The sequence below is a fragment of the Zymomonas sp. genome, assembly GCF_020216885.1.
GTDB lineage: Bacteria > Pseudomonadota > Alphaproteobacteria > Sphingomonadales > Sphingomonadaceae > Zymomonas.
Genome location: NZ_JAIWON010000035.1, coordinates 1 through 10,000, shown reverse-complemented (window position 1 = coordinate 10,000; position 10,000 = coordinate 1). Strand labels below are relative to the sequence as shown.

At 43.0% G+C, this 10,000-nt stretch carries 13 protein-coding genes and 1 pseudogene; 8 read left to right on the top strand and 6 right to left on the bottom strand.

Features of this window, described 5'->3' with window-relative positions:
* Positions 1-538 precede the first annotated feature (538 nt).
* Positions 539-1,762, top strand: coding sequence for an amino acid aminotransferase (locus tag LDL18_RS01795; protein WP_296506536.1), 1,224 nt, complete (start codon positions 539-541; stop codon positions 1,760-1,762).
* A gap of 37 nt (positions 1,763-1,799) precedes the next feature.
* Here LDL18_RS01795 and LDL18_RS01790 read toward each other — a convergent pair whose 3' ends face one another.
* Complete coding sequence (locus LDL18_RS01790; protein ID WP_296506534.1) at positions 1,800-2,690, bottom strand: DMT family transporter; 891 nt, start codon at positions 2,688-2,690, stop codon at positions 1,800-1,802.
* 285 nt (positions 2,691-2,975) lie between these two features.
* On the opposite strand from LDL18_RS01790, the gene LDL18_RS01785 reads away from it, so the two are divergent.
* The 6 genes from LDL18_RS01785 to LDL18_RS01760 all read left to right on the top strand — a co-directional run bounded on the left by LDL18_RS01785 (position 2,976) and on the right by LDL18_RS01760 (position 5,660).
* Complete coding sequence (locus LDL18_RS01785; RefSeq protein WP_296506530.1) at positions 2,976-3,608, top strand: glutathione S-transferase; 633 nt, start codon at positions 2,976-2,978, stop codon at positions 3,606-3,608.
* A 225-nt stretch (positions 3,609-3,833) separates the two neighbouring features.
* Complete coding sequence (locus LDL18_RS01780; RefSeq protein WP_296506528.1) at positions 3,834-4,160, top strand: hypothetical protein; 327 nt, start codon at positions 3,834-3,836, stop codon at positions 4,158-4,160.
* A gap of 138 nt (positions 4,161-4,298) precedes the next feature.
* Positions 4,299-4,853 (top strand): N-acetylmuramidase, encoded by a 555-nt coding sequence (locus LDL18_RS01775; RefSeq protein ID WP_296506526.1) that lies wholly within the window; start codon positions 4,299-4,301, stop codon positions 4,851-4,853.
* A gap of 34 nt (positions 4,854-4,887) precedes the next feature.
* Positions 4,888-5,109, top strand: a complete 222-nt coding sequence (locus tag LDL18_RS01770) for a hypothetical protein (protein WP_296506524.1) — start codon at positions 4,888-4,890, stop codon at positions 5,107-5,109.
* Complete coding sequence (locus tag LDL18_RS01765; RefSeq protein WP_296506522.1) at positions 5,102-5,530, top strand: hypothetical protein; 429 nt, start codon at positions 5,102-5,104, stop codon at positions 5,528-5,530. The genes LDL18_RS01770 and LDL18_RS01765 overlap by 8 nt, the downstream gene beginning before the upstream one ends.
* Positions 5,484-5,660 carry a hypothetical protein gene (locus LDL18_RS01760; protein WP_296506520.1) on the top strand — a complete coding sequence of 59 codons (177 nt, stop codon included), beginning with the start codon at positions 5,484-5,486 and terminating at the stop codon, positions 5,658-5,660. Before LDL18_RS01765 ends, LDL18_RS01760 begins: the two co-directional genes overlap by 47 nt.
* Positions 5,661-5,666: 6 nt before the next feature.
* Here the strand turns inward: LDL18_RS01760 and LDL18_RS01755 are convergent, their stop codons facing one another.
* Positions 5,667-6,677, bottom strand: a complete 1,011-nt coding sequence (locus LDL18_RS01755; RefSeq protein ID WP_296506516.1) for a P1 family peptidase — start codon at positions 6,675-6,677, stop codon at positions 5,667-5,669.
* Positions 6,678-6,828: 151 nt separating this feature from the next.
* On the opposite strand from LDL18_RS01755, the gene aat reads away from it, so the two are divergent.
* A complete protein-coding gene (aat, locus tag LDL18_RS01750) occupies positions 6,829-7,635 on the top strand; it encodes a leucyl/phenylalanyl-tRNA--protein transferase (RefSeq protein ID WP_296506514.1) in 807 nt (268 codons plus the stop codon).
* Between the two features lie 35 nt (positions 7,636-7,670).
* Here the strand turns inward: aat and LDL18_RS01745 are convergent.
* The 4 genes and pseudogenes from LDL18_RS01745 to LDL18_RS01730 form a co-directional block, all read right to left on the bottom strand.
* Positions 7,671-7,904: pseudogene (locus LDL18_RS01745) on the bottom strand (DUF2155 domain-containing protein); the annotation flags it as partial.
* Between the two features lie 236 nt (positions 7,905-8,140).
* Positions 8,141-8,650, bottom strand: a complete 510-nt coding sequence (mlaD, locus tag LDL18_RS01740) for an outer membrane lipid asymmetry maintenance protein MlaD (RefSeq protein WP_296506511.1) — start codon at positions 8,648-8,650, stop codon at positions 8,141-8,143.
* A gap of 144 nt (positions 8,651-8,794) precedes the next feature.
* On the bottom strand, positions 8,795-9,364 hold the full coding sequence (locus LDL18_RS01735; protein ID WP_296506509.1) for a cold shock domain-containing protein: 570 nt from the start codon (positions 9,362-9,364) through the stop codon (positions 8,795-8,797).
* Between the two features lie 178 nt (positions 9,365-9,542).
* On the bottom strand, positions 9,543-10,000 hold a 458-nt coding region (locus LDL18_RS01730; protein ID WP_296506506.1), incomplete at its 5' end, for an SEC-C metal-binding domain-containing protein.

Sequence of the window (10,000 nt, the reverse complement as noted above, 5' to 3'; positions counted from 1 at the left end):
TAAATCAGACGAAAATTGATCAACCGAAATAGCAACGATTAGGCGCGCCCCCCTCCATGGGTTATGTGCTGTTTCAGAAGATGCAACAATCTCCCCCTTAGAATGATTATCCAAAGGCTGTGTTGCTGCGATTGTTACCGATGAAAGGCTGCTTGCCATTATCGCTATCGCCAAGGAAGAAAATACGGGCTTTAAAAAAGAATGAGGAAGCAATGCGTTGATCCCTTAAAAAATTCTGGGAAAAACCAATAATATCATCGAAATGTGACATTTCGATATAGAGATGCCTCTTTTCATTAAAGAGGACGACAAAATTATATTCTTATTCGCTATATGATACAGATCATCAAAAATAATTATATGTTAATATGGATATAAAAATAGATATAAAGAACAAGAGATTATCTCCATAATAGAAGTAAATTTATTATCCTGTTCTATCATTTTATGGATACAGAAAAGCCTTATGCTTTATCCTTGTTTCAGGGATTAAATTTCGTTTAACCTCTTTTTATCGAGGAATAGAAAGAGGGATATTATGACCGCCTATGCCGAAAATATAACAGAAAGGCCGAGCCATTCTGAAAAAAAATCGGTTTTTTCGAACTTAAAATCTCAACCAGCAGATGCGCTTTTGGAATTGATTGCGCTTTGTCGTGAAGATACTCGCGAAGATAAAATTGATGTCGGCGTTGGGGTTTTTTGTGATGATCAGGGTCATACCCCTGTCATGCGAGCGGTTAAAGCTGCCGAGAAACAGCTTATCCACGAACAGAATACCAAATCTTATTTGGGATCAGCGGGCGATATAGAATTTTTCCGCCGATTGATTCCGGTCGTCTTTGGGAATGATTTCAAAGATCATGAACGCTTGTCAGGCTTACAGACCCCAGGTGGCACCGGAGCTTTAAGGCTGGCTTTTGATCTCATCCATGCAGCCAATCCAAATGCAGACATTCATTACGGTAATCCGACATGGGTTAACCACCTTCAAATCATTGCCAATACTGGCTTAAACAGCATCAGCCATCCTTTTTATAACAAAGAAAAACGCCAGATTGATTTCGATGCGGTTCTTGACGGCCTGAAACAAGTCAAAAGTGGCGATGTTATTTTATTGCACGGCTGTTGCCATAATCCGACTGGATGTGATTTTACTTTCGATCAATGGAAAGCCCTTTCTGAAATCATCAGCCAGAAAGGCTTACTGCCCGTCATCGACCTTGCCTATCAAGGCTTGGGCGATGGCTTAGAAGAGGATGTCGCAGGCCTCCGCTGGCTAAGCCAGCAAATCGACGAAATGATCGTCACATATTCTTGTGACAAAAATTTCGGGCTTTATCGAGAAAGAACCGGCGCGGTTTTCGTGTTATCCCAAAATGCCGAAAGCCGTAAAATCGTTCAATCTAATCTGATTGCATCGACACGAACCCATTGGTCTATGCCACCTGATCATGGCGCAGCCGCTGTCCGTATTATTCTCGAAAATGAAGCCTTATATGATTCTTGGCGGACAGAATTAAAGGCTATGCAACAACGGATTAGCGGTAATCGCCAATCTTTGGCTAAGGCTGATTCTTATTTTGCGCCTTTGTTACAACAAAAAGGGATGTTCTCTATATTACCGCTGACACCAGAACAGATTAAAAAGCTGCGTGTCGAAAAGGCTATTTATATGGCACCATCAGGCCGTATAAATGTCGCCGGTTTAACGCCGGCAACGATAGATCCTTTTGTAAAAGCCATACAAAAGGTTATCTAAGCTATTGAAAGCCCTTCCTTTGGGAAGGGCTTTTTTATTAGCGGGATAAGATAGATTTCACTTTTTCTCGTGACAGAACAAAACCAACCCCGACCAGTAAAAATCCAGTCAGATGCATCCATCCCAAACGCTCTCCTAAGAACGGCACCGCGATCAAGCTACCGAAAACAGGCATCAGATAGAGAAAGATGCTGGCACGGCTGGCGCCAATAATATGAACACCTCGATTAAAAAATAAAAAGGCAAAAATAGACGGGCCAATAGCCAGATAGATTATCGCCGATAAAGAATGAGAATCATGGAAGGGTAACCCTACCCCATAAGGGATTTGGAAAGGTAGCAGAACAAGAGACGCTGCTACAAAACAGGAAAACAGCAAAACTAACGGGGTAGTCGGCGGTTTATGGCGCAAAATAGTGGCATAGAGAGCCTGACACAGCATCGTTGCCGTCAAAAGCAGGGTTCCGCCAATTGTCGAGGCCGCACCACCATTCCCCTTGGCCGCAATCACAAAGAGAATGCCGCCAAAGGCAAAAAGCATCGCCACAATACGTTTTGGGCTGGGTTTTTCACCATAAAGGCAAAAAGCGAAAAGCAAGATTACAACAGGGGTTGCCGATTGGATAAGCAAAGCCACTGTCGCCCCCGTGCTATGCAATCCGTAATAAGCTAAAGTATTGGATCCAGCCTGCCCTGTTGTTCCCAAAAGGAGAATAATTGGCCAATGCCTTAAAACAACGCGCCATTCTTTTTTCAAAGATGACCAAACAAACGGCAAAAGTATACAGGCAGCCAAAGCCCAACGCCAAAAAGACAGGCTAACAGGCGGCATAGAAGGCGGAATAATACGCCCAATAACAAAATTGCTGGCCCACATAAAAGCCGCCAGCGATAAGGTTATCCATGCATTATTCCATAACCGGTTCATGACATATCCCCTCACTTGGATTGTACATATAATAGCTGTAGCCACACTATAATTTACATAATATTATTTTAAATAAAAATATTATTATTTTATTTATCAAAAATAAAAATTCAAGTTTCAGAAAATTATAATTATTTAAAGCGATAAAACAGAGCCTCTACTCACAAGGCCGTTTTTATCAATAAAACCAAGGTAACAAAAACTTTTCGCTTTTTCGGAAAAGAAATAGCCGTTTCTGCGTTCAAAACATTATAAATGATAAGATATCAGATTGAGGTAAAACAAATGAAATTATACGACTATAGCGGCGCATCCAATCCTCGGCGGGTGCGGATTTTTGTTGCAGAAAAAAATATTGATATCGAAAATATCCAAGTCGACCTTGCGAAAAAACAGCAATTTTCAGAAGAATATCGCAAAATAAACCCCTATTGCGTGGTGCCAACCTTATTGCTGGATGATGGCACCGCATTAGGCGAAGTGCCGATTATTTGCCGTTATCTGGAAGAAATTTATCCTGATCCTCCCCTAATTGGCCGGACAGCCGAAGAGCGAGCAATTGTCGGCATGTGGGAAAGACGGATAGAACTGGACGGTTATTTTTCGGTGGTCGATGCGACCCGTAATAGCAATAGCAACCTTCAAGGCCACGCCTTAACGGGCGTTGATAGTTACCAGCAAATTCCGGAATTAGCTGAACGCGGGAAAAAGCGGACTGTTCGCTTTTTTGAAGATTTCGATAGTCGGTTGCAAAAACAGGCTTATGCCGCTGGTGCCTTTTTCTCGATGGCGGATATCACGGCGGTTGTTGCCCTTGATTTGGCTAAAAAACGGCTGGATATGGAACCGGATTCCAAATTGAAAGCCCTACACCGTTGGTATAGCGAGGTTTCCTCTCGTCCTAGTATGAAGGCTTAAAATTCTATAACGGCACAGCTCTCTGTGCCGTTATTCAATTATGTGAGTCGGTTACAAATATTTTAAAAACTAAAAACTTTATTATATAAATTTAAAATTCAATAAATATTGATATATTTTTATAATACAACTCCAACAAAAATAACATTTTACCATAACCAGCTTTCCTACAGAGAGTCTTGTTGATATTTTTAGAACATAACAAGAACAAAAAGGAATGTGGTTATGAGGAATTCTGAAAAGGCAATGCTATCCCCCGATATGCCGTCTGCACTGATGCGGAATGCCGTTGCATCGACGGGATACCAGCCTGTTAAAAAGCATCTTGGATATGGCGAGACCGTCAAAAAACAACAATTATCGCATCAAAAAATAGAAAGCTCTGCGGCTAACTATTTAAGGCGCAAAGGGTATGTGCCGGTATGTCATGCCAATATTGTTGACATCACTTTTCCTCGAGATGTCTGGCTTGTGGGACAACATGTCATATCAACGGAAGATATGCTTGAAATGGCTAATATCCACGGATTTCGATCAGAAAGCGTTCAATAAATTGAACCTTAAAGGTGACCATAGATAGTGGCAACTTTCCCATTTTAAAATGGTCACCCCTATTCATTTTTCAGGGAATTCTAAAATGATCGGAATCCGTCTTTTGCGACTGTTCTCAGAGAATAGGAAGACTATCTCATGATGACAGCCGCCGATTTTATTCGTTGGTATATCCAGCATTGGGAAGGTCAATTGTCTCTTGATCCCAAAGATCGAGGTAATTGGTGGAATGGTCAATTAGTGGGCTCAAAATATGGCATCACCGCTGCGGCGCTTTCTCGCGAACGCCAGACATCCCATATCACGGCCTTTGATATAGCCGGACTGACAGAAGATGAAGCGGTTAGCATAGGCCTTGCACAATATTATCATGCCTCTGGCTTAGATAAATTGCCTTGGAATCATGTCACGGCTTCGGTGTTAGACAAAGCATGGGGATCAGGCCCCAAAACAGCCATTCGGCTCTTACAAGGTCTTATTGGTGTATCTCCTGACGGGGTTGTCGGGGATAAAACCATTCAAGCCTATCAGGAATGGATAGAGAAAAACGGTGAAGCACAAGCCGCTATTATATGGGCAAAAACACGGGAAAATTTCGATTTATCCCTTCATCAGCCCCGATTTTTGAAGGGATGGAATAATCGGACAACCAGTTATTTACCCGATGGTCAATGGTGGTCTGCCATGACCTAAAAAGAACAAAACATGAACAAAACGGAGAAAAACAATGAGGCATTTTTATACAGTCATAGGCTGGATAAAAGGCCGTTTGAAAGAACGCACAACATGGGGAGGTCTGCTTATCGTCGTTGGCACATTGCTCGGACATGACATGGGATGGATTAACAATATGGCGCAAGGGATTGGGATGGCAACCTTTGGCGGAACCCTTATTTCCTTCAGTAATCAGGATAATAAAAATACCCAGAATGAAGGCTGCCATGATTGAGCTACCTTTAATTTGGTCTTTTATAAAAGGCTCATGGAAACCAATTTTGGCGATATCGGCCATCTTTTTTGCAATCGGGATGATCCATCACGACGGCTATCGGCGCGGTAAACGGCATGAACAAGCAAAATATGAAAAAGCTCTAAAAACCGCCGAAAAACAAGCCAATCTTGCCCAACAACAAATAGATGATTTGACTCGTCAGATGGGTCTTATTCAGCAAGAACAAGGCGATAAAATAAGGAATATTCAAGAAAATGCACAAAAAATGGCAACCCAGCCAGTATATAATACTGTCTGTGGCAATGCTGATGCTTCCCGCTTGCTCGACGACGCACGTCGTGCAGCCAATGCCGGACTTGCCAGCCAATCTGATGATACCGCCGCCACAGCTACCCGCTTTTCCTCACAATCCCGATAACAAGATGACCGCTGCCGAATGGCTTCAGGGTAGTATCAATCTTTATGAAACAGCCGGTTCTATTCGATTGCAATTATTAGCCTTACAGGCAGCGGTGCAGACCGAAAACAAAGCGAACGAACCTAAATAGCCAAAGTCATTTATTGGCATAATAAACAGCGCGGGCGATGGCTCGTGTGACACAATCAGCAGCAGCAGAACCAATACGCGTCAATTCTATATTTGCTATTTTTCCACCACCTATAGAAACCGCACCGGAAGACAGCGCAAATAAAGTATCACCATCAAAAGGTGTATGCACTGGCCTAACAGCCCTAGCAAAGCCATCCTGTGCCATAATAGCTAATCTTTTTGTCTGGTTGCGGTCGAGTTCTGCTGTTGTTGCAACAACAGCCAACATCGTATTGGCACCGCCTTTTAAACGAAAATTCTCAGAAAGTCGTTCGATATCAGGAAAAGGATCATTATAAGATACCTGCCTGATATCGGGCTTTCTTCCCCCAAACTCCTGTCCGATTTCAAAAGGCCACGCCCAAAAATGCCGATTGTCACCCATATAAGGAGAACCAACCGGATTAGCCGCGACCAAAGCACCTACGATTATCCCCTTTCCCAAATTCAAAGAGGCTGAACCAATGCCGCCTCTGACATGACCAGCCAAAGCACCATATCCAGCTCCAGCTCGTCCTAGCTCAAAAGAAATATCAGCTTTTTGTAACGCCGTTTTCCCCAGTTGATAGTAAGGGGGGGTATCATCCCAATCTTTTTTGCCTCCATTCGCTAGATCGTAAAGCACCGCCGATGGAATGATGGGCACAGGATTATGACAGCTATTGATATCCAACCCCTTTCCCTTTTGAGATAGGGCAATAGTCACCGCATCAGCAGCCGCCAGTCCAAAAACAGACCCTCCGGTCAGAACAATGGCGTGCACGCCGCCGACCAGATTTTCGGGATCAAGCACGGCCGTTTCTCGTCCACCAGGCCCCCCGCCACGGATATCGACGGCTGCCGTCCACAAAGACGGACAGGTCAAAACGGTAACACCCGTTTCAGCGATCGGATCTTCTGATTGTCCGACCAATAGGCCGCCGACATCCGTAATCAAATTAAGGTTGCCAGTTTGGGGAGAAAATGTCTGTTTCAAAAAAAACCTGCTGTTCAAAACATTTAAAAGAACGGTTTCTGGACTATTCTAAAAACCAAAAATTTTCGACTAAAAGAAGCCTATTGCTTTTATTTTGATTATCAATTCCAACCGCTATCTCCTATAGTCTGATCTTGGGAAAAGGCAGACTATGACAAATATGATTGATCCTCATCTTTTGCTTAGTGCTTATGCGACCGGTATTTTTCCGATGTCGGATAGCCGTGAAACAGATGAAGTTTATTGGGTCGAACCCAAGAAACGTGGAATATTGCCCCTCGATCATTTTCATTTATCGCGTTCTTTGGCTAAGATTATTCGCTCTGATCGTTTTTTAGTAACCGCAGACCGCGCTTTTGAAGCTGTTATTGATCTTTGCGCCGAACCAACAGAAGACCGCCCCGACAGCTGGATCAATCCCCCTATCCGTGCAGCTTATTGCCAGCTCCACAATTTGGGTTATGCCCATTCTATCGAATGTTGGCTAGATAATCGTTTGGTCGGCGGCCTTTACGGAGTCAATCTAGGCTATGCCTTTTTTGGGGAAAGCATGTTCAGTCGGGTCAGTAATGCATCAAAAGTAGCTTTGGCTTGGCTGGTAGCCAGATTAAAAGTCGGCAATTTCAGATTGCTTGATTGCCAATTTATTACCGATCATCTGGCCTCTATGGGGGCAATAGAAATAACAAGAGAAGACTATTTAAAGCGTCTCAAATCTGCGGTTTCCAATTATTTTACAGATAAAGAAGCCGGTAACTGGGATACCCTTGATCGCATTCCTCCATGCCTGCAGAACAAACACAGCAAGGCAAAAGAAAATCAATTCGCTGATGCGGCTTTTCCCTTTACCGAAAGCGCCGTTTTAGAGACTGGTGGGATTGCGACAGGCGATGTTTCCTTCTCTTTAGCATGCCCTAATGGTGCGCGCATTGTGCAGCTTTTAGGCCAGACATCATAATCAGGGCTTTCTAGAACATTCAAAGACGGAGCTTCCTTATAAATCCATCCCGAAAAAATCCGTTGCCAGCGATGATTATATTTCAGGCTTTCGACCTGCACAAAAGCCCCCGTTAAATGTTCGGCTTCCCAAGGCATGGTTTCATCACAGGCCTGTAATTTGATAATAAGATCTGGGAAATGCGTTATTTCTCCCGTATGCAAGGTAATATCTTGCCATTCACCTGTTTTTTTATTCAAAACGCCTAAGACAGCCACACGTTGAGACATAGGCAGCAAGCCTTTTTCAAGAGGGACTGCCTCAGTCTGATCAGCTTTTTCAGGCGCCACTTTTACTTCATTATCATCGTTTGACGGCTCTTCATCACCGACTTTAGGCGATGAATTTTGGTTTTCGCTCTGCGGAAGAAAATCAAACCATTCGGGACGATTTTTTTTGATATCCCATAAAATTCCTCCTGAAAGGAGGATAACCGCCACCAAAAGAACAATAACGACAATTCGTTTCATGAATTTTTGTCGGCAGCTTGCCCCGAAGCATCATTCTGTGCCGGTTTTGAACCACTACTATTATTTAAATAATGGCCAATCAGCCCCATCAGATTAACCGAGCCTTGGGTATCAATGATTGTATCACCTTCTTTCAGATGTTTTTCTGAACCACCCGGAATAAGCGCAATATAGGAGCCGCTCATCAGCCCGTCCGAGGTAATAGCCGCGCTGCTGTCTAAGGGAAGAGGAATATTCGGATCTAATGCTAGATTAACCATGACCTGATAGCTTTGCGGATCAAGCTGTTCATCAAGGACACTACCGATTTTTACACCAGCAACTCTAACTTCTGTACCAGAATTGATACCACCTGCATTAGGAAACAACGCCTTTACATGAACCGCATGGGCAGTCACACCGCCACCGGTTTTATTCCATGCATAATAGGCGAAGCCAATCGTCGCCAAGACAATAAAAAGGCCGGTTAACGCCTCCGCACTATATTCACGCAAAGTATTTTTCATCAGGCGATTATATCTCTTTTATAGCATTTCACCAAAGGGCTTTCATGACTTATAGACCTAATCGAAATCCGCGAAAGACGAATTTTTAAGATAGACTTCTCGCTAATCTTACAGGCCGGAATAAAGTGGCTATCTGATTTAAGCCTAGTCTGGTGCCGTGATGTCTTTTAAAAGATACGCTGATAGCCCTTTATCACTCTGCCGAAGACAAGCATAAAGCGATTTCCCCGCTTCAAATTTTTTGATGCCCGCGGCATGAAAAGCTTCAGCATGGACAAAAATATCTTGCTGATCGGCATTTCGGATCAAAAAACCGTAGCCCTTGGTTCTATTAAACCATTTGACCGTAACCGCTTCAAAGGCTGTTTCACTTTCTTTTAAAGGCGGTTCGTTACTATCAATCGACGATTTATGATCGGTATCTTTATTCAATTCGAAGGCAAGGATTTTATAGGCTTTCCAACCCTGACGGCTTCGCCTTGCCAAACATTTGACCCACGAGCCTTCTGGTAAAAAACGTTTCCCATATTCCTGTAATAACGAAAAATGGATCAAAATATCGCCTTCGCCTTTTGAACCAATCAAAAAGCCAAAGCCCTTAATAATATCAAACCATTTTACATATCCTGTAATCAAAATATCGACCGAATTTTGATCACTTACAGGCATAGCTGTTACGTTTTTTATAGTAGAATGAAGCTGTTTATTCGGCATTCTCCCCCTCCTCACAATCAAAGTAGCATGGAGAAAGAAAGAAGAAAGTAATTATACAGCTACATTCATGAAAAATATTGTGCTTTTCATCCAAAATGAAAGGCCTCTTTTCTAAAAGCCTTTTTCGATAGAAAATTTGACAGATCATAAAAAAAGCTGCCCGAAGGCAGCTTTTCTCTTAATTTTTACTGTCAAAAGCGCCGTGACAATGTTTGTAACGCTTACCCGATCCGCAAGGACAAGGCGCGTTACGGCTTATCTTTCCTACCCAATGCGCCGGATCTGCATCTGATAGAGAATCGGTTTGGGCAGCCGCACCTTGTTGGGCAGCCATTTGATTGACCGTAATCTGGTCATCTTGTGGTTTATTCTGTCCATCAACAGTTGTCTCAAAAAGCAGTTTTTCCTGCTCTTCCAAGGCTGCCATGATTTCTGGCGAATTTTTGAAAAATTCTGGCAGTTCAGACAATTCGAAAGACGGCTGAAAAAGCTCAATTCGGCTCAGATTACGGGTAACATCTTCGCGAATAGAGATAAGCATCCGCTCGAACAGCGCAAAAGCTTCATGTTTATATTCATTGATGGGTGTCTGTTGGGCATAAGCCCGCAAATGGATAATCTGTCTCAAACTATCAA

Excerpts from the sequence above, each read along its gene's own strand:
- LDL18_RS01795 (WP_296506536.1), top strand. The coding sequence starts at position 539 with ATGACCGCCTATGCCGAAAATATAACAGAAAGGCCGAGCCATTCTGAA.
- LDL18_RS01790 (WP_296506534.1), bottom strand. The coding sequence starts at position 2,690 with ATGAACCGGTTATGGAATAATGCATGGATAACCTTATCGCTGGCGGCT.
- LDL18_RS01785 (WP_296506530.1), top strand. The coding sequence starts at position 2,976 with ATGAAATTATACGACTATAGCGGCGCATCCAATCCTCGGCGGGTGCGG.
- LDL18_RS01780 (WP_296506528.1), top strand. The coding sequence starts at position 3,834 with ATGAGGAATTCTGAAAAGGCAATGCTATCCCCCGATATGCCGTCTGCA.
- LDL18_RS01775 (WP_296506526.1), top strand. The coding sequence starts at position 4,299 with ATGATGACAGCCGCCGATTTTATTCGTTGGTATATCCAGCATTGGGAA.
- LDL18_RS01770 (WP_296506524.1), top strand. The coding sequence starts at position 4,888 with ATGAGGCATTTTTATACAGTCATAGGCTGGATAAAAGGCCGTTTGAAA.
- LDL18_RS01765 (WP_296506522.1), top strand. The coding sequence starts at position 5,102 with ATGATTGAGCTACCTTTAATTTGGTCTTTTATAAAAGGCTCATGGAAA.
- LDL18_RS01760 (WP_296506520.1), top strand. The coding sequence starts at position 5,484 with ATGATACCGCCGCCACAGCTACCCGCTTTTCCTCACAATCCCGATAAC.
- aat (WP_296506514.1), top strand. The coding sequence starts at position 6,829 with ATGACAAATATGATTGATCCTCATCTTTTGCTTAGTGCTTATGCGACC.
- mlaD (WP_296506511.1), bottom strand. The coding sequence starts at position 8,650 with ATGAAAAATACTTTGCGTGAATATAGTGCGGAGGCGTTAACCGGCCTT.
- LDL18_RS01735 (WP_296506509.1), bottom strand. The coding sequence starts at position 9,364 with ATGCCGAATAAACAGCTTCATTCTACTATAAAAAACGTAACAGCTATG.